This window comes from Mesorhizobium sp. CNPSo 4670 (genome assembly GCF_057784235.1).
On record NZ_JBWJFQ010000020.1, the window covers coordinates 1 to 20707 of the forward strand.

A 20707-nucleotide genomic window follows, 5' to 3' on the forward strand; every position below is an offset into this window, starting at 1 on the left:
GCGCTCAACGAAGCCGCGGGCTTCCATCTTGTCGAGCAGCCGGGCGAGTGTGATCGGCATGATCTCGATCAGGTCGGCCAGTTTGTTCTGGTGGATGCCTTCATGCCGGGAAAGATAGGCCAGCACCTGCCACTGGGAGCGGGTCAGCCCCGACGCCTGCGACCGCTGCTCGAACCGCTTTCGAAGCAGACGCGCGACATCGTGCAGCACGAAGCTGATGTTGGGTGACGATGGCATGGGAGGGGCTGGTTTTCTGAACGCGACTTTTAGTGAGCATGCTTATTATCATCATGCACATAGATGGGTGATGGCCAGCAATTTGATAACTGCAGATGCTCGGAAGAGGGTCTTTGGCGATTGCGAAGATTGGCCCTTCTCCGCTCACCGAGCGACTGCCGGCACGTTGTGATGAGGCTGTTCAGGCGGTTGCCCGACCAATGCGAACTTACAGGCGAACCGCGGTCGCTTTGGCTTTCTGTTCTTTGATCGCACCGGTGAGAAAGAAACGCCCTCGAGCAAGAGTCCGAGGGCGTCGGGCAGGTCCCTCGTCTGGATGAGTTCAGTCGTTCGGGCCGTAGCCGTTCGGATAGTATCCGCCATCGCCGCCATTGCCCATCAAGAAGGCGCTGCCGGTGTCGACGCGAAGTGTCTGGCTCAGGCCATCGATCTGGTGCAACAACTGCTGATACTCCCCGACCGACATCTCGCCACGTCCGGCCGCCCTTTGGGCCGCCTGGCTGATGTGTGCGGCCCGCATATGCAGTCTATGCGCCTCGGCCGGCTGGATCTTGTTCAACTGCATCGCATTTGCGATGCCTTGGTCCAAGCCCTGTATTTGATCCATCAAGGCCGTGACGCGGTGGCCAGGGACGCCTTGATCCGCGCCTTCTGCCGGATTGATCGAGCCTGTCACGACTGGATCAGCGTGGAATGCCTGGCCATTGATGTTGTCGGTGGCATCAAGTGCGCCGGCAGAGGCAACGCCGGCGGCGGAAAGAGCAAGCGCTGTTCCCATATAGATAGTTTTGATGTTCATCACATGGTCTCCTTCTCTGGGTTGAGCGATCGTCCCATCGACGACCGCAGTGGTAATCTGCTGGCAGTTGAGGCTGGCTGGATCGACGCTGGCACGAAGGTGCGGGCTGCCTCAGCGAGGCCCGGATGCCTTAGGTCTAGCGATGAATGGAGTTCGACGGCGGCTTGACTACGGGCAGTAATAGCGATGCCAACCGCGCCCGAGATGCGTACCGCTGGCCGGGCCGTACGAGCGGTAATCTCCGCAGTACGGCCCATATTCGCCAAGTCCAAAAAATGGGACAAACCCGGAGAAGTCGTCCAAGTCGTCACTGCGATGGAAGCGATCGAAATGGCGCCTTCTGTAGAAGCGACGATCGCCGTTGAAGCCGCGATGCATGCCGAAGTCACCACGGCCCCTGGCGAACGGATGGCCGTCGAAGCTGCGACCACCGAAGCCGCCATGACTCCTGATGAACATGGCGCCGCGATCATCGCCGCCACTAGCGAGCGACACCGTTGCGGAGCCGGTCGCCAGCATGGCGCCCAAGGCGACCGTGGCCAGGATTGTCCTTGAATTACTCATAACACGCACTCCTTCGAGCAGAAGGCTACCGGCTGCTCGCCGTAGTAATGGAGGCACGGTCGAATCTGGAGACGCGACCCTTCAGCATCACAGAGCTGGCGTTCGAGATCCTGCCGTCATGTCGGGTCGCCTTGAGGCTCCCGCCGACGGTTCTCGATCCGCCTGGACTCGAGATGGGCATTGGCCGGCAAATGGATAATTGGTGATACCCGGAAGAAGGTATTTGGATATTACGAAGACTGTCCCGTATGATCGAACCGGCGCGGGTCACGTCTGCTGTCGATGCGCCGCTCCGGAACTGGATGGCGCCGCCCGCCCTTGGCGCCGCCATGGGGCCGCGACCAGGCAAGTAGCCTGAATGGGAACAATCGGTCTGAATCGTCCGGCACTGACCATCACGATGTCGCGACGAGGCCTTCTCGCCGGGTGCGCGGTTATTGATTGGCTGCCTTTCGCTACATATTTGCGCAGGGCGTCGCGTTCCGCGTCAGAGCGAACCGCCCGACCAGGAAATTGGTGATTGGCCGGCGTCCTGGCTATCGAGAGTATTGGAAGGAGCTGTTTGGCTTCGACGAAGAATGGCTCCTATCCAGCTCACTGAACTGACCGCCTTCGTGGCAGTCGCGGAACATCTCAGCTTCACCAAAGCAGCGGCGGAGGTCGGAATCGCCCTGCCCACCATGAGCCAGACCATCCGGTCGCTTGAGGAGCGGCTCGGCGTTCGGTTGTTCAATCGGACGACGCGTAGCGTTGCCATGACGGAGGCCGGGGTTCGGCTTCTGGCTGAAGTACAGCCGATCCTCCAAGGCATAGATCAAGCTGTCGAGAGTGTAAATTCGTTCCGCGACAAGCCAATTGGGACATTGCGTTTAGCTATCTCACGGCCGACCGCCGCGATATTGGCACCTATGGTGCTCGCGCCACTCATCCAGCCGTTTCTCGCGGAATACCCTGCCATTCACCTTGAAATCCATGTCGATGATACGAGCAACGACATTGTCAGCGGCAGGTTCGATGCCGGAATTGGTGTCGGGCACAGGATCGAGCGCGACATGACGATCTTGCGCATCGCGGACGAGTTCAGGATGCTTGCGGTCGCCGCTCCGACTTATCTGACGCGCCATTCGAGACCGTCGCTTCCAAAAGATCTGCATGCCCACGACTGCATCCAATTCCGTTCGCCCTTCAACGGCTCCATACAGCCCTGGGTCTTCACCCGGGGCGACCAGCATGCCGAGATCGCCGTCGAAGGCTCCCTCATCGTCAATGACCTTGATATGCTACTGAGCGCAACTCTCGAAGGAGTCGGCATTGGCTACCTCCCGGAGCCGATTGTTGCGAGGCACCTTGCGCGAGGCCGGCTGGTGGCCTTGCTGGAGGGCTGGAATCGTACCCTGCCTGGCGTTTTCCTTTATCATCCCAGCCGTCGTCAAACGCCCATGCCGCTTCGGGTCTTTCTTAGATTCATCGAGAAATGGCGCAAGAGCGCCGTGACAGCCCATCGCTTCTCATGAAGCGGCTGCAACGGTGGTCAAGCGGCATAATACGGGCGAATAGAAGGCTCTTACGTCGTCCTCGGTTGATATGCCGTTGCGTGGGCTTTGGCCTCCAGTTCGATCTCTTCTAGCTCACTGAGCGCCGCCGTGCTCAAGTCGCAACGGATCGCCGCTCCCACACCGTTTTGGGCTCGTCGTTGTAAACTTGCGCTCCTTTATCACCCGGTAGTGCTCGGGCTCGATACAACGCTCATCATGGCAAAGGCTGGTGTGTCCGGCGGGTCTTCTTCACCTTTGCGAACAATGACGGAATGCCAGATGGCCTCGAAGTTGTTAGCGCCGGCAATGTCTGATGCGCATTCTATGGCGGCAGCAAAGTTGTGTGCATTGATGCTCGAGGGACGCTCCGAAGGTCTCTCCATTTGCCAGCCACCTTCGTTACAAGCATCTGTTTCGGAGGGCCAGACCTCAAGACGCTGCACGACGGGTTGGAACAGCAGCGCCACGGAAGCGACGAAGGCAAACGATATGGGTGGCGCGGTCTTCATGCGGCCAGTCGATAGTCCAGGCCTGCCGGAGCCCGTCATCGCGCTTTAGGCTACGAAATGCGATCAAGAATATCTTGACCTGACGAAGGCCGGCGGCAGCTGTGAACTGGACACACCGGCGCATTGGATTGCCGGTAGCCGCGATGACACCGAAGGTTTAAGGTTCGAGCGGTTGCTCCTGAAGCTTGTTTTCGCGCCCGCCCGCAGCGCCTCTGCCCCTGCAGGCCCGGGTCCCTTCAAAGAGATTCCGTCAGACTTGGCTACCAAATCGGCAGAGATCGCCGAATAGTGAGCAAGCATTTTTGGGCCTGTGGCCGAGGAACAGAACTGGCCTAATTGCACGTCGTTGCCGCCGATTACCGCACGCGTCGACGCAAGGTCTTTCGAAACTGGGAGTGTTGAGCTACGTGGGACGAGTACCATCAACGAGGGGAGAAACTTAATCTAATGGTACCGTTGGCTGGGATCGAACCAGCGACCTCCGGATCCACAATCCGGCGCTCTAACCATCTGAGCTACAACGGCACGTTCACCGAGCCGGACCAGGTGGAAAGTTCGCTTTCCGTGATCCGCTCCGTCGTTCGGCGATGCGTCCTTACGGGCTAATGGATTTTAATTCAAGACTTTTGCTAGGCAAAGGTCGCTTGCCCACAAACAGCATCGACTTTTCGCCGGACAAAGAAAAAGGCCGGCGGGAGGAGGTGCCGGCCTTTTCCTGTTACGAGCCAGCGGGAGGAGGTGCTGGCTGGTCACCCCGGGAGCAGAGGGAGGAGGTTCCACTCGCCGGGTATTCCTTGATGGCTACCATCATACGCCTAATCGTTTTTAAGAAAATGCGACCTTTTGTTGCATCTTCAGATCATGCGCAAATGTTAGGCAACCTTGATTTCCTTCATCGCCTTCTCGAAGGCGGTCTTGATCGGCTTGGAGACGTCCTCGGCCGCTTTGGAGGCGACGGTCTGGAAGTCCTTGGCCTGCTCGACGGTCATTTCGACGCGCTTGCGCAGGAAGGCGGTCTGCAGCTCGACGACTTCCGACAGCGACTTGGCGCCGATCAGGGCTTCGAGGTGCGAGAAACCAGCCTCGGCATTGGCGCGGAGAGCGGAAATGGTCTTGAGCGACAGGTCGCTGGAAACGGTCTTGGCGGTCTCGTAGGTCGACTCCAGAGCCTTCTGGGTCTCCTCGGCGCCGGTCTTCAGCTTGGCATAGGCTTCCTTCGACTGCTCAACGCCCTTTTCGGCGAAAGCGCGCATCTGGTCGGTGGCCTTGGAAGCGTCGAAGCTCGGGAATTCAACGTTTTCGATCGTGTCGGCAGTTTTGGTCCTGGACATTTTCCATCCTTTTCAGCGTCAGCGGCTTTGACAGAAAGCCGTCTCGTTCCTGTATGATGGCAATATAAAGGCAAATTTTGTGCATTGCAATATCTTTGTTGCAGTGCACCATAAATTTCTTTTGGGCCGTTAACCAAGAGCCCAGATTCCGGCCTTTGCACGTTCTGGCTTGTGGACCTTCGCGCCGCCGGCTTTTATTAACAAAGCGTTAACCGCAATTTGCCGCTCCGTGAGGGTTCGACAAGCGCATGCCGTCCGAATATTCCTTCCTCGACGTCGCCGTGCTCGATGCGGTCCGCCAGCGTTTTGCCGCCGGCGACGCGATCGCCATTCTTTCGACGGATCTGGAGCAGGTGATCTGGGCCAATGGGCCAGGAGCCGCAGTGTTCGGCTACCCCGACATCGAGGCGATCATCGGCGCTTCCGCGCAATTGCCGTTGATCGCCAGGCGCCAGATCATGGCGACCAGCGGATTTCCCGAGATTGGCGGCGACCGTGCCATCACGTTGCGGCTGGCAACGGGCATGAGCAGCCGTGCCGTCGGCTTCCAGGCCAGCGCCGTGACCATGCCGGACGCCGAAAAGGCGATCATGCTGACCGTGCCGGCGGCGCAGACGGGCTCACGCAGCGCCGGCGAAATCGCCGCTCGCGCCATCGGCGGCTTTACCGAAGACGGCCATTTCATCGCCTTTGTCGATGCCAGGGGCAATGTCGAGGCGGCCTCGGAAGGATTTTCGGCACTCGGCATCTTGCCGGAGACGCTGGCGGCGCTGGTTGCCGACGTCGCGGATGAGAGCGACCGCATCGTCAAGCGCCTCGTTCCCGGCGGCGCGACCTCCTATCCGGCAGGGCTGGCCAGATTGACCGAGGAACGGCATCTGCTGGTGGTGATCGACGAGGACCAACTCGACGACACGTCCGCTGCCGATGACAGCGGCGCGGACGCACAAGCGCCTGCCCAGATTGAAACCGCGGCGGCGGAAAGCGCGATTGCCCAGCCGGAACCGGGCCAGGACAACAGACCTGCAATCGGCATCGAACACCCAGCCGTGGACGTACCGAGCGTTCCGGAAGCCGCCGAGATTATCCCGATGCCGGCAGCGTCTGAGAATGCCGATCCAGCGGGGCAGCCTGCGGAGGCGGCGGATAACGACCCGGGGACTGCCGGCGCGACGCCAGCGCAGCATGATCACTGGTACTTCAATGCCGGCGAAGACACGCAACGGACCGACCGGGCCGCTGCAGCCGTGCCGGTTGAGCCCCCTGCCGTCGTCGCGGAGGCGGAAAATCCGACGCAGCGCGATACCGAGGCCGCCGCCCCTGTCGAACGCCCGGTCGCGCGGTCGATCGACCGCACGGCGGCGCCACTGCGCTTCGTCTGGCGCACCGATGCCGATGGCAAGTTCAGCACGCTGTCTCCGGAATTCGCCGACATTGTCGGCAAGCCGGCCGCCGACGTGATCGGCCGGCGCTTCAGGGATGTGGCGGCGACTTTCGGCCTCGATCCCTCCGGCGAGATCGCCGGCCTGCTGGAACGGCGGGATACCTGGTCCGGCCGCTCCGTGATGTGGCCGGTCGCGGGATCCGACCTGAAGATCCCGGTCGACCTGGCGGCGCTGCCTGTCTATGGCCGCAGCCGTGCTTTTGAAGGCTTCCGTGGCTTCGGCGTTGCCCGGGCCAGTGACGCGGTCGTCGATCCGGAAGCCATCGGCATGGCGCTGGTGCCCAACGGCAAGGCCCCGGAGACGCCGGAGCCGCAAGCCGTCGAACCCGTGCCTGAACAGCCCAAGGCTGAAGCGTCGAAAGCCCAGGAGCCGAAGGTCGAGGAGCCGAAGGCATCGGACCCGTTCCAGGGCGAGGTGCCGGCGCTGACCATCGTGCCGAAACCGGAGCGACGCTTTGCCGACAAGGTGATCCGGCTGGCCGAACATCGCCAGCCAGCCAACGATAAGGGCCTGTCGACGCTGGAGCGAAGCGCGTTCCGCGAGATCGGCGAAAGGCTGAAGAAGGACAGTTCCCCGGTCGAGCCGCCGGAGGCCGAGAAGCCCAGCCTCGACAATCCCAGGGGACAGGCAGCCGCGACACCTGCCGAAGCCGCGACGGAGGTGCCGACGGCGGAGACGAAGGCGCCGGCAGTCGGCGAGATTCCGTCAACACCGGATGTGGCCTCGCACGAAGAGCCGACGCTTGCCGGCGATGAGCCAGAGACCGAAACGATGCCGGTCGAGCCGTCTGAGACGGATGTCGATGCCGAGGACGAAGAAGATCTGGCGCGGCTTGACGGCGGTCACCCGGACCAAGCCGGTCGCGAGGAACCCGCCGACACCCGGCCAGGCTCGTTGCTCGACTATGCCGACCGTGACGACGAACGCGGTCCTGTCGCGGACAGCACTGACGAGGCCCCGGTTTCCGAACCAATGGCGGCGCAACCAGAGATCACCAAGCCCGTCGCCACCGGTGAAAAGCCGGCTACTGCCGATGCGACACATGGCGCCGTCGATGACGACAGCATGACATCGGCGGATTTTCGCGATGCCGAGGATAGTGAAGATTGGGCGCAGCCCGACGAAGAAGCCGCTGCCTCTGACGAGAATTTGTCCGCATCCGTGGCGGAAACTGCCGGCGCAAGCGGCGCCGCAGCACGCATCGCGCGCCCACGCCTTAATGTGCCGCCGCTCAAGGTCGAAGGGTTCGTGCCGTCGGCCTTTTCGGCCGGAGATGAGCACAAGGCTCCCGATACCTCGCTTCTCAGCAAACTGCCCGTGCCGCTGCTCATCCATTCCGGCGACCAGTTGCACTATGCGAACGAGGAATTCCTCAACCTGACCGGCTATGAGGCGCTCGACGACCTGGCGGATGCCGGCGGCCTCGGCGCGCTGTTTGCCGACCCCTACGCCCACGATGGCACCTCCGACGGCACCGATCGCGCCTTGCGACTGAAGACGCGCGATCGGCAAGAATTCCCGATCGAGGCTATCCTGCGCTCCGTCCCCTGGCGTGACGGCAAGGCATTGATGCTGGTCGTGCGCCGCACCGGCGAAGACGACGCGCCGGCGGCCCTGCATGTGGTTGGCGACGAGCAGACGCAGCCCGACATTCCCGAGCTCAAGGCACGCATCGCCGAGATGCGCACCATCATCGACACCGCCACCGACGGCGTCGTGCTGATCGGCCGTGATGGCACCATCCGCTCGATCAGCCGGCCGGCAGAAGCACTGTTCGGTTTCGACAGCGACGACGTGACCGGCAAGCCGTTCGCTTCGCTGTTTGCGATCGAAAGCCAGCGTGCGGCGCGCGACTACCTCAACGGACTGTCCGAGCCCGGCGTGGCGAGCGTGATGAATGACGGCCGCGAGGTGATCGGGCGCGAGGCGCAGGGGCGCTTCATCCCGCTGTTCATGACCATCGGCAGGCTGCCCAACGACAGCGGCTTTTGTGCCGTCGTGCGTGACATCACGCAGTGGAAACGGGCCGAAGAGGACCTGACCCAGGCACGCGCGGTGGCCGAGCGTGCGTCCTCGCAAAAGACCGATTTCCTCGCCCGCATCAGCCACGAGATCCGCACGCCGCTCAACGCCATCATCGGCTTTTCCGAACTGATGGTCGACGAGAAGTTCGGACCGGTCGCCAATGACCGCTACCGCGACTATCTGCGCGACATCAATCGCTCCGGCAACCATGTGCTCGACCTCGTCAACGACCTGCTCGATATCTCGAAGATCGAGGCCGGCCAGCAGGAGATGGCATACGAGGCAGTGTCGCTCAACGACACGCTGGCCGAGACGGTGGCGATGATGCAGCCGCAGGCCAACCGCGAGCGCGTCATTATCCGCTCCAGCTTCGCGTCGCGGCTGCCGGAAGTGGTGGCCGACCTGCGCAGCGTGCGCCAGATCGCGCTCAACATCCTGTCGAATGCAATTCGCTACACCCAAGCCGGCGGCCAGGTGATCGTCTCGACCGCCTATGAGACATCGGGCGACGTCGTCATGCGGGTGCGCGACACCGGCATCGGCATGAGCCACGCCGAGATCGAGCAGGCACTGAAGCCGTTCAAGCAGATCAACGCGTTGAAGCGCGGACGTGGCGACGGCACGGGGCTTGGACTCCCGCTGACCAAGGCGATGGTGGAAGCCAACCGCGCCCGGTTCACCATCAACTCGACACCGGGTGAAGGCACCCTGGTCGAGGTCGCGTTTCCGTCGACCCGCGTGCTCGCCGAATAAGCATTTCCGGAAAACAGTCCGGCCTCAAGCGCATGGCGCCTGTTCGGATTCAGGCGATGCGCTTATGCATGTCGTTCTCCCAAAACCTGGACCAACTTTTGGGCGACATGCATCAGAAACATGCATCAGAAAAAAGAAAAGGCGCCCAAGAGGACGCCTTAAGAGATGGGATTGCTGTCACAACGGGGCTTGAGCGAATTCAGATCCTCCGGGGGCAGAGGAACGGGATTTCTCCCTCAAGTTACGTGCGACTATCGACGCCGGGCCTTAACAACTCCTTACCGGCGCCGCGGAAAGTTTACGAATGTGTACCACTCATGAAATCTAGGTAAATTCTCGCGACATATTTGGTTAACCATGCCTGCCCGATCAGTCGGCCAACTGCGGCAGGTTCCTGAACAGCTCCAGCGCCTCGGGGTTGGCGAGCGCCTCCTTGTTCTTGATGGCACGGCCGTGGACGACGTCGCGTACGGCAAGCTCTGTGATCTTGCCGGACTTGGTACGCGGGATGTCGGTGACGGCGACGATCTTGGCTGGTACGTGACGCGGGCTCGCCCCGCTGCGGATCTTGGAGCGGATGCGCTTTTCCAGATCGTCATCCAGTTTGACGCCGGCTGCGAGCCGCACGAACAGCACGACGCGCACGTCGTTGTCGAAATCCTGGCCGATGCAAAGCGCTTCGAGTATCTCCGGCATCTGTTCGACCTGGTTGTAGATCTCCGCCGTGCCGATGCGCACGCCGCCCGGATTAAGCGTCGCGTCGGAGCGGCCGTGGATGATCATGCCGCCATGCACGGTCCATTCGGCGAAATCGCCATGGCACCAGACATTGTCGAAACGCTCGAAATAGGCTGCCTGGTATTTCTTGCCCTCGGGATCGTTCCAGAAGCCGATCGGCATCGACGGAAATGCCTTGGTGCAGACAAGCTCGCCCTTCTCCTGGCTGATCGGCTTGCCGTCGTCGTCCCAGACATCGACGGCAAGGCCAAGGCCAGGTCCCTGGATCTCGCCGGTCCACACCGGTTGCGTCGGCACGCCGAGCACGAAGCAGGAGACGATGTCGGTGCCGCCGGACACCGACGCCAGATGCACGTCCTTGCTGATGCCGTCATCGACGAAGCGGAAATCCTCCGGTGACAGCGGCGACCCGGTGGAAGAAATCGCCCGCACGCTCGACAGGTCATGCGTGCGGATCGGCTTGAGACCGGCCTTGCGCACGGAATCGATGAACTTGGCCGAGGTGCCGAAAAAGGTCATCTTCTCGGCATCGGCGAAGTCGAACAGTACATTGCCGTTTGGGTAGAACGGAGAGCCGTCATAAAGCAGCAGCGTCGCGCCCGACGCGAGCCCCGACACCAGCCAGTTCCACATCATCCAGCCGCAGGTGGTGAAGTAGAAGAAGCGATCGCCGTCGGCGAGACCCGCATGCAGCCGATGTTCCTTGACATGCTGGATCAGCGTGCCGCCGGCCGAATGGACGATGCATTTGGGAATGCCGGTCGTTCCCGACGAGAACAGGATGTAGAGCGGATGCGCGAACGGCAGCCGCTCGAAGGTGACTGGCTTGACGGCGAAAGGCGAAAGCGCCTCTTCCAGCGCCACGGCCTTGTCGATGATATCAGCGACATCGCTCGAGGTGCCGAGATAGTCGACGACTAGAACCTTGTGCACCGTGCCAAGCTTGGCCGCAACCGCGGCGATCTTGTCGGCGACCTCGATAGCCTTGCCATTGTACCAGTAGCCATCGGGCGCGATGAAGACGACCGGCTCGATCTGGCCAAAGCGGTCGAGCACGCCCTGCTCGCCGAAATCGGGAGAGCAGGACGACCAGACAGCGCCGATCGAGGCGGCAGCCAGCATGGCGGCAACGGTCTCCGGCATGTTGGGCATCATCGCCGCGATGCGATCGCCCCTCTTCACCTTGAGCGACAGGAAAAGCTGCTGCAGCCGCGACGTCAGCGCCTGCAGCTCGTTCCATGACAGCCGGCGCTCGACCTTGTCCTCGCCGCGAAACACGATTGCCTCGCCAGCGCCGGTCTTCTTCAGCAGGTTCTCGGCGAAATTCAGGGTCGCGTCGGGGAAGAAGGAAGCACCAGGCATCCTGTCGCCGTCTACAAGCACGGTCTTGCCCTTGTCGCCGACGATGCCGCCGAAGTCCCAGACCAGGTTCCAGAACCCTTCGCGGTCCTCGACCGACCAGCGGTGAAGCTCCGAATACGAAGAAAACGCTACGCCGGCTTTCACTGCCGCGGCCTTCATGAAAGCAGTCAAGGGTGCTGCATCAATCTGGTCTTGCGTCGGGGTCCAGAGCGGTACTTCGGCAGCCATGATCGTTCCTCCGCGGTCGCCACCGCTTATGCATATCGCAGCGCAGCAGAGCAAGATTTTGTTCGGTCAGTGAGACCAGATGTGCGCAAATGCCATCGCCGGGCCATAAAGACTTGAAATGCCTCAGCCCTAAGTCGTAGTGACGACTGGGGTTACACCCGTCAGGCGATTTTTGTCGGAATGGAAACATACGGGGCGATATGCCATCATCTTTGATCCGGCGCGGAATATGGGCGATCGGCACTGCCGTGCTCGTCATCGCGCTGGTCGTTGCCGCGCTGCCGTTGATCGCCTCCACCCGGATCGTGCGCGACCGCATCGCCTGGGAGATGAGTGCGTGGAGTGGTTTCCGGGTCGCCATCGACGGCTCGCCGCGCATCGAGGTCTGGCCGAAATTCCGCGCGATCCTGACCGATGTGACGCTTTCGCAATGGACCGACACCGAGGCGCCGCCGGTGGTCGAGGCAGAACGGGTCGAGGTTGACCTTTCCGCCATGGCGGCCTTGCGCGGCGACGTGGAGTTTTCGACAGCGCGGCTGGTGCGGCCGACGATCCGGGTTGAGCGAACACCGGCCGGCTTTTTCCTGCCTGCCGTCCCGACCGGCGGGCGCATCACGCGTTCCATCGACACGGCGCGCGGCGTGGTCAATGCCGATCCCGCCAAGCCCAACCTCGACAAGCTGCCGGCCGACACGTTCGGCACGGTGGAGTTCCGCGACGGTCGCATGGTCGCGTCCATCGCCGGCAAGGACGTCGAGATCCTGAGCAGCCTGTCCGGCCAGGCGAATTGGGCGGCGATGAACAGCAATGCGACGCTCTCGGCAACAGGGATCTGGCGTGGCGAAAGCGTTGCCCTGGACGTCGCCTCGCCGAAGCCGCTTGTGCTGTTTGCCGGTGGTACGGCACCGCTCACGCTGTCCTTCAAGGCGGCACCCGCGACCTTCTCGTTCGACGGCACGGCCAGCATGTCCGAAAACGCTTATTTCGACGGCCAGGCGAAATTCTCGGCGCCTTCGCTGCGGCGTGTCCTGGAATGGTCGCAGGCCGGTATCGCGCCGAGTGCTGCGATCGGCTCGGTCAGCATTTCGAGCAAGATCACAGCGACGGCAGGGCGCGTCAAATTCGACAACACCGCGATCGCGCTGGACAACAATCCAGGAATGGGTGCGCTGGATCTCTCGCTGGGCGAGGCGCAGCCGGTGATCTCCGGCACGCTCGCCTTCGATACGCTCGACCTCAGATCGTTTCTGTCGGCCTTCACGCCACTGGCGCCGACCGGAGGGGCGGAACCCGGCGACATCGACACAAGTTTTGCCGACAAGATCAATCTCGATCTCAGGCTGTCGGCAGCGCACGCCACGGCGGGGCCGATCCAACTCGCCGACGTCGCCGCCACCGCACAGGTCAAGGATGGTCTTTCCGTCTTCGATATTTCGGATGCCTCGGCCTTTGGCGGCAACATCCAGAGCAGCCTTCGCTTCGACCGCAAGCCGGAAGGCTCGCAGGTCGAGATCCGGCTGCTGGCGTCCGATATCGACGGCGGTGCCTTCGGTACGGCGGCGGGAATGACGCGGCTGGTTCCGGTCGGTACTGGAACGGTCTCGGTTATCCTCAAGGGACCGGGCAGAACCTGGGATTCCATCTTCGACAATGCCGACGGCTCGGTCACTGCAACCTTCGGACCGGGTGCGTTGAACAAGCTCAACCTGCCCGCCTTCCTCAAGCATACCGAACAAGGCGGCTTCTTCGCGCTCGACGACGTCTCCGACGGAACACTGCCGATCGACGGTGCCGAAATCAAGGCCAGCATTACGAAGGGCGTGGCGCGGATCGACAAGGCCGAAGCCAATTCGGCGAAATACAAGCTCTGGCTGTCCGGGATCGCGTCCTACGCCGGACGAGGACTGGCCCTGTCCGGCGGAATCATCCAGCCGGACCAGGCGGGAACGCAGGCCAACGGCCAGCAAGGCCCCAACCAAGCATCGTTCTTCGTCGGCGGGACGTGGACCACGCCGTTCATCTCCCCGATCAGCCGCGGCGTTTCAGGGGAATAGACGTTAGCCCCGCTTTGTCCTGACGCAATTCCCCAGGGAAAGCGCTACGCGCTTTTCCGGGGAAAACCGCAGCCACACTTTTTCCTGGAATTGCTTCAGCCGCGTTGTGCCGCCCGCTCGTCGAGTTGGCGCTGCACCTCACGCCGCTTGTTGGCGACCGAGGCGATGATGACGCCGACCGCGACAACGGCGATCAGGATGGTGCAAGCGGCGTTGATCTCCGGCGTCACGCCGAGACGCACCTGGCTGTAGATCTTCATTGGCAGCGTTGTTGCGCCAGGCCCGGAGGTGAAGCTGGCGATGACCAGATCGTCGAGCGAAAGCGTGAAGGCCAGCATCCAGCCGGACACGATCGCCGGCATGATGACCGGCAGCGTGATCTGGAAGAAGGTCTTCACCGGCGTTGCGCCCAGATCCATCGCAGCTTCTTCCAGGGAGCGGTCGAAGCTGACCAGGCGCGACTGCACGACGACGGCGACGAAGCACATGGTGAGCGTGATGTGGGCGAGCGTGACGGTCAGGAAGCCGCGGTCGAGACCGACGGCGACAAACAGCAGCAGCAGCGACAGGCCGGTGATGACTTCAGGCATGACCAGCGGCGCAAAGACCATGCCTGAAAACAGCAACCTGCCCCTGAACCGCGTGTAGCGGGTCAAGGTGAGCGCCGCCAGCGTGCCGAGCACGGTCGCAACCGTGGCCGAAATGACGCCGACGCGGGCCGTGACCCAGGTGGCGTCCATCAGGCCCTGATTGTGGAACAGCGAAACGTACCATTTGGTCGAGAAACCGCCCCAGACGGTAACCAGTTTCGACTCGTTGAAGGAGAAGACAATGAGCAGGACGATCGGCAGGTACAAGAAGGCAAAGCCCAGCACGATCGAGGTGACGTTGAAGCGGCTCCAGGTGGTGTTCATTTGTCCTGCTCCTGGGCGCGCGCCTGGGCCTGCTGGAAGAACATGATCGGCACGGTCAAAAGCAGCAGAAGGATGACGGCCACGGCCGACGACACCGGCCAGTCACGATTGGCGAAGAACTCGTTCCACAGCGTCTTGCCGATCATCAGCGTCTGCGATCCACCGAGCAAATCGGGAATGACGAACTCGCCGACGGCGGGGATGAACACCAGCAGACAGCCGGCGATGACGCCCGGCAGCGACAGCGGAAAGGTGATCTTCCAGAACGCGCTGGTCGGCGGGCAGCCAAGATCCTTGGCGGCCTCGATCAGCGAATAGTCCATCTTTTCAAGCGACGAATAGAGCGGCAGCACCATGAACGGCAGGTAGGAATAGACGATACCGATGAAGATCGCCGTGTAGGTGTTGAGGATGATCAGGGGCTGGCTGATGATGCCTGTGGCAAGCAGCAGCTGGTTGAGCAGCCCCTCGGGCTTGAGGATGCCGATCCAGGCATAGACGCGGATCAGGAACGAGGTCCAGAACGGCAGGATCACCAGCATCAGCAATGTCGGACGGATCGTTGCCGGCGCGCGTGCCATGCCGTAGGCGATCGGGTAGCCGACGATCAGCGTCAGGACCGTCGAGATCGCGGCGATGATGACGCTTGTCACATAGGCGTTGAAATAGAGGGCATCCTGCGTCAGCCAGGCGTAGTTGTCGAAGCTGAGCGCGCCAAAGCCGCCGAAGAACCCGGAGATGCCGTCCTTGAAGTCGAGCACCGGCGTGTAGGGCGGCATGGCGATCGCCGTCTGCGACAGCGAAATCTTGAAGACGATGATGAAGGGAATGAGGAAGAAAAAAAGCAGCCAGACATAGGGGATGATGATGACCAGGCGGCCAACGAAAGCCGCTCCCAGCCTGGCCAGGATGGATTGGTCGGAATTGGTTGCCGGGGCTGATGCGGAGGTGACGGCGGCGTTCGACATGACCGCCCCCTACCGCGTCAGCACGACGCCGGCGTCGGGCCGGAAAGAAACCCAGGCGCGGTCGTTCCAGCTTAGCGGATCCTCGGTGATGCGGGCCGCATTCATGGTGCTGGCCCGCACCATCTGCCCGTCATCCAGCCGGACGTGAAAAACGGTCATGTCGCCGAGATAGGCAATGTCATAGACTTCACCTTCAAGTGCATTCACCGCATCGGCCGGCTTTTTAGACGAAATCTTGATCTTTTCCGGCCTGATGGCGAACACGATATCGGCGCCTGCAGCCGTCTTGGCGGCGTTGTCGACGACGATCTGGGCTCCGCTCGAACCCGCGATGCGTGTCGTGTTTGCGGTCTGCTCGGCGACCTTGCCCTCGAACATGTTCACGTTGCCGACGAAATGGGCGACAAAGCGCGATGTCGGGGCTTCATAGACTTCGGCGGGCGTCGCCACCTGCATCACCTCGCCCTTGTCGATGATGGCGATGCGATCGGCCATGGTCATCGCTTCTTCCTGGTCGTGGGTGACGACGACGAAGGTCAGGCCGAGATTCTGCTGCAGGTCCATCAATTCGAACTGTGTTTCCTCGCGCAGCTTCTTGTCCAGCGCGCCGAGCGGCTCGTCGAGCAACAGCACCTTGGGCCGCTTGGCAACCGAGCGGGCGAGCGCGACGCGCTGGCGCTGGCCACCGGACAATTGATGCGGCTTGCGCTTGGCGAACTGCTCGAGCTTGACCAGCTTCAGCATCTCGGCGACGCGAGACGCGATCTCGGGCTTCGGCATGCCGTCCTGCTTGAGGCCAAAGGCGATGTTATTCTCGACCGTCATATGCGGGAACAGCGCATAGGACTGGAACATCATGTTGACCGGCCTCCGATAAGGCGGAATGCCGCGCAGATCCTGGCCGTCGAGCAGGATGCGGCCGGCTGTCGGCTCCTCGAAGCCTGCGAGCATCCTGAGCAGCGTCGATTTTCCGCAGCCCGACGCTCCGAGCAGGGCGAAGAACTCGCGCTCGAAGATGGTCAGCGACAGATTGTTGACGGCGGTGAAGTCACCGAACTTCTTGGTGACATTGTCGAACTGGATGTATGGCTTGGCGTTCGGGTCGTTCCACGGCGCAAAATCCCTGCGGATGCTGCCAAGCGATTTCATGTCCCACTCCGTACGTGTTTCTTGCTTCTTGCCCCAGAAAGAATCGGTCCCGGCAGGTGGCTGCCGGGACCGTCTCAGATTGCTTATTGGCCGGTGACGATCTTGGTCCAGCTGCGTGTGATCAGACGCTGGGTCTTGGGATCGTAAGGCTGGACCGTATAGAGCTTCTGCAAGGTCGCCTCATCGGGATAGACTGACGGGTCGTCGAGAAGCGCCTTGTCGACGAACTGCTGCGACGCCTTGTTGCCGTTGGCGTAGAGCACATAGTTCGACGATTTGGCGATCACTTCCGGCGTCATCATGTAGTTGATGAATTCGAGCGCCTCGGCGACATGCGGCGCATCGGCGGGGATCGCCATCTGATCGAACCACATCTGAGCGCCTTCCTTCGGCACGGAATAGCCGATTTCCACGCCTTGCTTGGCCTCGACCGCGCGGTTGCGGGCCTGGAACACGTCACCCGACCAGCCGACGGCCAGGCAGATATCGCCATTGGCGAGTGCGTTGATGTACTCCGAGGAGTGGAACTTTCTGATGTAAGGCCGGACCTTGAGCAGGGCCTCCTCGGCCTTGGCGATATCGTCGGGCGAGGTGCTGTTGGGGTCGAGACCGAGATATTTGAGCGCCGCCGGGATGATGTCGGCCGGTGAATCCAGCACATAGACGCCGCAGTCCTTCAACTTGGCCAGACTGTCCGGATTGAAGAACACATCCCAGCTGTCGATCTTGTCGGTGCCGAGTGCCGCCTGCACCTTCTTGATGTTGTAGCCGAGACCAACCGTGCCCCACATATAGTTGACCGAGTATTCATTGCCGGGGTCGTATTTGGCGGTTCGCTCCGAAACCGTGTCCCACATGTTGGAGATGTTCGGCAGTTTCGACTTGTCGAGCTTCTGGAACACGCCGGCCTGGATCTGGCGCGCGAGGAAGTTGCCGCTGGGCACGACCACGTCATAGCCGCTGCCGCCGGCAAGCAGTTTGGTTTCGAGGATTTCGTTGGAATCGAAGGTGTCATAGACGACCTTGATGCCGGTTTTCTTGGTGAAATCATCGATGATCGAACTGTCGATATAATCCGACCAGTTAAAGACGTTGACGACACGATCTTCGGCATGGCCACCGACGGTGAAAAGCGTCAGAAATACCGAGGTCGCCGAAAGCCAGAGCGCTTTGCGGATCATGCTATTCTCCTTTGGTGAGTGTTCCTTCGCCGGCTCGTCGCGGACCCCGCGCGGCCGGGCTTTTGTTTCAGACTATTGAGCTTTCCAGGAAGCAACAAGCGCCAACTGCCGACAGCATGCGGGCGGTTCGATGAGCGGCGGGTGGTGGGTTTGTGTCCCTGTCGCTGCCTGGGAGGCGTGCGGATACCGTCAAAGGCTTTCGCCGTGGCGGGGGCAGAGATACGACGATGTGGTCCGGTCTCGATCTGACCGGCAGGGAGACTTGGCAAGATACGCCTGTCTTGTTGTTGCGTAGTCTCAGCCTGCCCGCGCGGCAGCGAATTTGTCAATGGCAAAGCTGCACGCGGCGTCAATTAGGCGATGGCACCCCGGTGACCCCTGCGCGCTCGGGTCGTGCCTGGCGCTTGAATTCGAGCCCGATATGGACGAGCAGCGCCGTCACCACCACCGCGCCGCCGATGATGGTGCGCCCCGACGGCACCTCGGAATGGACCAACCAGACCCATATCGGGCCGAGGATCGGCTCGAACGTGCCGATCAGTGCGGCGACGGCCGCCGGAATCAGCCGCGCCCCGGTGGCGAAGAAGGCAAGGCCAAGACCGAGATTGATAACGCCGAAGGCAAAGAGAAAGCCCATGTCACTGGCCGACACGGCGAATGTCGATGCCTGCGAGGCGGCAAAGCCCGCCGCAAGCATGGTGCCGACGCAGGTCGCCGGCGTCATGCGCACGCCGGAGAACCGCCGGGTGATGACGGTGGCGATCGAGAACATGACAGCAATCAAGAGCGCCAGCCCGTCGCCTATCGGCGAGACGGCGCCATCAAGCGATTCCGACACCATGATGGCGACACCGGTGATGACGGCGGCAATCGCCAGCCAGGTCGCGACACTCACCCTCTCGCGAAACAACGCCCAGGCAAACAGCGCCGCCAGAAGCGGCACGCCGGCCTGCATCAGCAGGATGTTGGCGACGGTTGTGTAGGCAAGTGCGACGACGAAGGCGGTCGATGCCGTGGCGAAGCAGAGCCCGACGGCCAGGCCGGGCAGACCCATGTCGCGGAACAATTTCAGCGTGCCGCGCCAGCCGTCGCGCCAGACCATGAAGCAGATCAGGAAGGCCGCTGCCCAGACGGAGCGCCAGAAAATAACCGTCCAGCTGTCGCCGACGGCGATGAAGCGGGCAATGGTGCCGCCGAAACTCCACATCAGCGCCGACAGAAACACCAAAAGCATGCCGACGCGTTCCTCGCGCGGCGAGACGGTCGACAAAACAACGCTCGGTGATGGTGCTGTGTCGGTCATGGGCGCGACTGTCAGGCTTTTGTGGACGGGACGATGCGCAAGGGACGACAAAAAGATACTCCGTTCGCGTAACGCAAAGGCGAAGGCCGGGGGTGAGCCAGTGACCGACGACAATTGTGGCACCCAGTCCGGCGTCACTGGCGCCCGGCGTTACTGAAAGTCGAAGGCGCTCAGGCCGGTCACCATCTCGTCGAGGCCGAGCGGACGCGTCACCGGCGGCTCGGCGCGCGCCAGACAGCCGACGCGTTCGCAAAGCCGGCAGGCGGGCCCGACCGGCGTCGCCGTGACGCTGCCCGCCTTCGTGGTAGCTGCCGCGCCGGGAAGTGCCGCGCCATAGACGATGTCATCGCGAAAGCCGATGTCGCACCCAAGCAGCAGCGCCGTGCGGCGCGGACGCTCGGAGAAGGCGCCTTGCGGGCCTTCCAGCGTGCGGGCGATGCAAAGGAACTCGGCGCCGTCGGGCATTTCCACCGCCTCGACGAAAATCTGGCCGGGTTGGGTAAAAGCGACATGCACGGGCAGCTTGGGACAGCCGCCACCGAAGCGGCTTTGCGGAAAGCCCTGGCTGCCGGCCTTGCGGAAGCGGTTGCCGGCATTGTCGACCTCCAGCATGAAGAACGGCACGCCCTGAACGCCCTGCCGCTGCAGCATGGTCAGCCGGTTCGCCGCCTGTTCGAAGGAAACGCCGAAGCGCGAACGCAGAACGTCGATATCATAGCGCGCACGCACGGCAGCCGCGTGAAAGGCCTGGTAGGGCATCATCAGAGCATGCGCCGCATAGCGGCCGAGTTCGAAACGGGCGAGACGGCGGGCCTCGTCGGTGGTCAATTTGAGCGCCTGGATCTCGCCGGCGACCGCGACCGTCATGCGGATCAGGCAGGCCTCCATCGCCACTTCGCGCAGCTGGTCGAACGGCGAGAGCCGTTCGGACAGGAACAGGCGCTGCGAGTGGCGATCATAACGGCGGCGCCAGTTCGGCATGGTGGCAACCGGCAGCACCTTTACCACGATGCCGTATTCGCGCTTCAGCCAGGCCTTCAACGCACCGAACAGATCGTCGCCGGGATCAAGCACCGAGGTGAACGCCGCGGCCTCTTCCTCGAGTGCCGCGAAATGGTTGGGCCGGCGCTCGAAAATCTCGTGCACCTCGTCTATCGGCAAGCGAGCGCCGGAAAGTGCGGTCGCCCGACCTTCGCGCGCCAGGAGCTCGTTGAGGTCGGACAGGCGCTCGGCCTGCTCGCGATAGGCGCGGAACAGTTTTACCACCGCTGCGGACGCGTTGGGCGCCGCCTCGGCAAGCTCGATCAGTTCCTGATCTCCCGGTAGCTCGCCGACCAGCAGCGGATCGGTGAACACTTCCTTCAAGGCGGCGATGGACCCCCTTGCCTCGCCCTGCAGTTCGTGCGGATCGACCTTGTAGACGGACGCCAGCTTGAGGATCAATTGCACCGTCAGCGGCCGCTGGTTGCGCTCGATCAGGTTGAGATAGGACGGCGAGATGCCGAGCCCCTCGGCCATCGCCGTCTGCGTCAGGCCCTTGGTGTTGCGGATGCGTCGGATGCGCGGTCCGGCAAAGATTTTCTGGTCAGCCATCGACTATCCTTGACAAGAA

The 20707-nt window shown here is 62.1% G+C and carries 15 protein-coding genes and 1 tRNA gene; 4 read left to right on the top strand and 12 right to left on the bottom strand.

Annotation, left to right across the window (positions count from 1 at the left end; genetic code table 11):
• From AC0ZT5_RS27120 to AC0ZT5_RS27130, 3 genes are all read right to left on the bottom strand, one after another.
• The coding region (locus AC0ZT5_RS27120; RefSeq protein WP_488497803.1) for a MarR family winged helix-turn-helix transcriptional regulator at window positions 1-237 on the bottom strand (237 nt) is incomplete at its 3' end.
• A gap of 322 nt (window positions 238-559) precedes the next feature.
• On the bottom strand, window positions 560-1036 hold the full coding sequence (locus tag AC0ZT5_RS27125) for a hypothetical protein (RefSeq protein WP_488499020.1): 477 nt from the start codon (window positions 1034-1036) through the stop codon (window positions 560-562).
• Window positions 1037-1204: 168 nt separating this feature from the next.
• Window positions 1205-1600, bottom strand: a complete 396-nt coding sequence (locus tag AC0ZT5_RS27130) for a hypothetical protein (protein ID WP_488498936.1) — start codon at window positions 1598-1600, stop codon at window positions 1205-1207.
• Window positions 1601-2178: 578 nt separating this feature from the next.
• Between AC0ZT5_RS27130 and AC0ZT5_RS27135 the strand changes: the two genes are divergently transcribed.
• On the top strand, window positions 2179-3114 hold the full coding sequence (locus AC0ZT5_RS27135; protein ID WP_488498937.1) for a LysR family transcriptional regulator: 936 nt from the start codon (window positions 2179-2181) through the stop codon (window positions 3112-3114).
• A 362-nt stretch (window positions 3115-3476) separates the two neighbouring features.
• On the top strand, window positions 3477-3659 hold the full coding sequence (locus AC0ZT5_RS27140) for a hypothetical protein (RefSeq protein WP_488498938.1): 183 nt from the start codon (window positions 3477-3479) through the stop codon (window positions 3657-3659).
• A gap of 433 nt (window positions 3660-4092) precedes the next feature.
• Here the strand turns inward: AC0ZT5_RS27140 and AC0ZT5_RS27145 are convergent.
• Window positions 4093-4169 (bottom strand) — tRNA-His (locus AC0ZT5_RS27145).
• A 347-nt stretch (window positions 4170-4516) separates the two neighbouring features.
• Entirely contained in the window at window positions 4517-4975 is a 459-nt protein-coding gene (locus AC0ZT5_RS27150; RefSeq protein ID WP_095088547.1) for a phasin, read from the bottom strand.
• Between the two features lie 248 nt (window positions 4976-5223).
• On the opposite strand from AC0ZT5_RS27150, the gene AC0ZT5_RS27155 reads away from it, so the two are divergent.
• Window positions 5224-9198 (top strand): PAS domain S-box protein, encoded by a 3975-nt coding sequence (locus tag AC0ZT5_RS27155; RefSeq protein WP_488498939.1) that lies wholly within the window; start codon window positions 5224-5226, stop codon window positions 9196-9198.
• Between the two features lie 369 nt (window positions 9199-9567).
• Here AC0ZT5_RS27155 and AC0ZT5_RS27160 read toward each other — a convergent pair whose 3' ends face one another.
• Window positions 9568-11526, bottom strand: coding sequence for an acetoacetate--CoA ligase (locus AC0ZT5_RS27160; protein WP_488498940.1), 1959 nt, complete (start codon window positions 11524-11526; stop codon window positions 9568-9570).
• Window positions 11527-11726: 200 nt separating this feature from the next.
• Between AC0ZT5_RS27160 and AC0ZT5_RS27165 the strand changes: the two genes are divergently transcribed.
• The gene (locus tag AC0ZT5_RS27165; protein ID WP_477289727.1) at window positions 11727-13580 is read left to right on the top strand and encodes an AsmA family protein; all 1854 of its coding nucleotides are present in this window, start codon (window positions 11727-11729) and stop codon (window positions 13578-13580) included.
• 95 nt (window positions 13581-13675) lie between these two features.
• Here AC0ZT5_RS27165 and AC0ZT5_RS27170 read toward each other — a convergent pair whose 3' ends face one another.
• The 6 genes from AC0ZT5_RS27170 to AC0ZT5_RS27195 form a co-directional block, all read right to left on the bottom strand.
• A complete protein-coding gene (locus AC0ZT5_RS27170) occupies window positions 13676-14494 on the bottom strand; it encodes an ABC transporter permease (RefSeq protein ID WP_095088554.1) in 819 nt (272 codons plus the stop codon).
• Window positions 14491-15462, bottom strand: a complete 972-nt coding sequence (locus AC0ZT5_RS27175) for an ABC transporter permease subunit (RefSeq protein WP_488498941.1) — start codon at window positions 15460-15462, stop codon at window positions 14491-14493. Before AC0ZT5_RS27175 ends, AC0ZT5_RS27170 begins: the two co-directional genes overlap by 4 nt.
• Before the next feature lie 9 nt (window positions 15463-15471).
• On the bottom strand, window positions 15472-16611 hold the full coding sequence (locus tag AC0ZT5_RS27180; RefSeq protein WP_095088558.1) for an ABC transporter ATP-binding protein: 1140 nt from the start codon (window positions 16609-16611) through the stop codon (window positions 15472-15474).
• A gap of 83 nt (window positions 16612-16694) precedes the next feature.
• A complete protein-coding gene (locus tag AC0ZT5_RS27185) occupies window positions 16695-17792 on the bottom strand; it encodes a polyamine ABC transporter substrate-binding protein (RefSeq protein WP_488498942.1) in 1098 nt (365 codons plus the stop codon).
• Between the two features lie 349 nt (window positions 17793-18141).
• A complete protein-coding gene (locus tag AC0ZT5_RS27190; RefSeq protein ID WP_488498943.1) occupies window positions 18142-19095 on the bottom strand; it encodes a DMT family transporter in 954 nt (317 codons plus the stop codon).
• Window positions 19096-19245: 150 nt separating this feature from the next.
• Complete coding sequence (locus AC0ZT5_RS27195; protein ID WP_488498944.1) at window positions 19246-20688, bottom strand: helix-turn-helix domain-containing protein; 1443 nt, start codon at window positions 20686-20688, stop codon at window positions 19246-19248.
• Window positions 20689-20707 lie beyond the last annotated feature (19 nt).

What these genes read in the sequence shown, in the direction of transcription:
- AC0ZT5_RS27130 (WP_488498936.1), bottom strand. Translation starts at nt 1,600, where the DNA reads ATGAGTAATTCAAGGACAATCCTGGCCACGGTCGCCTTGGGCGCCATG.
- AC0ZT5_RS27195 (WP_488498944.1), bottom strand. Translation starts at nt 20,688, where the DNA reads ATGGCTGACCAGAAAATCTTTGCCGGACCGCGCATCCGACGCATCCGC.
- AC0ZT5_RS27155 (WP_488498939.1), top strand. Translation starts at nt 5,224, where the DNA reads ATGCCGTCCGAATATTCCTTCCTCGACGTCGCCGTGCTCGATGCGGTC.
- AC0ZT5_RS27150 (WP_095088547.1), bottom strand. Translation starts at nt 4,975, where the DNA reads ATGTCCAGGACCAAAACTGCCGACACGATCGAAAACGTTGAATTCCCG.
- AC0ZT5_RS27125 (WP_488499020.1), bottom strand. Translation starts at nt 1,036, where the DNA reads ATGAACATCAAAACTATCTATATGGGAACAGCGCTTGCTCTTTCCGCC.
- AC0ZT5_RS27185 (WP_488498942.1), bottom strand. Translation starts at nt 17,792, where the DNA reads ATGATCCGCAAAGCGCTCTGGCTTTCGGCGACCTCGGTATTTCTGACG.
- AC0ZT5_RS27160 (WP_488498940.1), bottom strand. Translation starts at nt 11,526, where the DNA reads ATGGCTGCCGAAGTACCGCTCTGGACCCCGACGCAAGACCAGATTGAT.
- AC0ZT5_RS27165 (WP_477289727.1), top strand. Translation starts at nt 11,727, where the DNA reads ATGCCATCATCTTTGATCCGGCGCGGAATATGGGCGATCGGCACTGCC.
- AC0ZT5_RS27180 (WP_095088558.1), bottom strand. Translation starts at nt 16,611, where the DNA reads ATGAAATCGCTTGGCAGCATCCGCAGGGATTTTGCGCCGTGGAACGAC.
- AC0ZT5_RS27170 (WP_095088554.1), bottom strand. Translation starts at nt 14,494, where the DNA reads ATGAACACCACCTGGAGCCGCTTCAACGTCACCTCGATCGTGCTGGGC.
- AC0ZT5_RS27190 (WP_488498943.1), bottom strand. Translation starts at nt 19,095, where the DNA reads ATGACCGACACAGCACCATCACCGAGCGTTGTTTTGTCGACCGTCTCG.
- AC0ZT5_RS27135 (WP_488498937.1), top strand. Translation starts at nt 2,179, where the DNA reads ATGGCTCCTATCCAGCTCACTGAACTGACCGCCTTCGTGGCAGTCGCG.
- AC0ZT5_RS27175 (WP_488498941.1), bottom strand. Translation starts at nt 15,462, where the DNA reads ATGTCGAACGCCGCCGTCACCTCCGCATCAGCCCCGGCAACCAATTCC.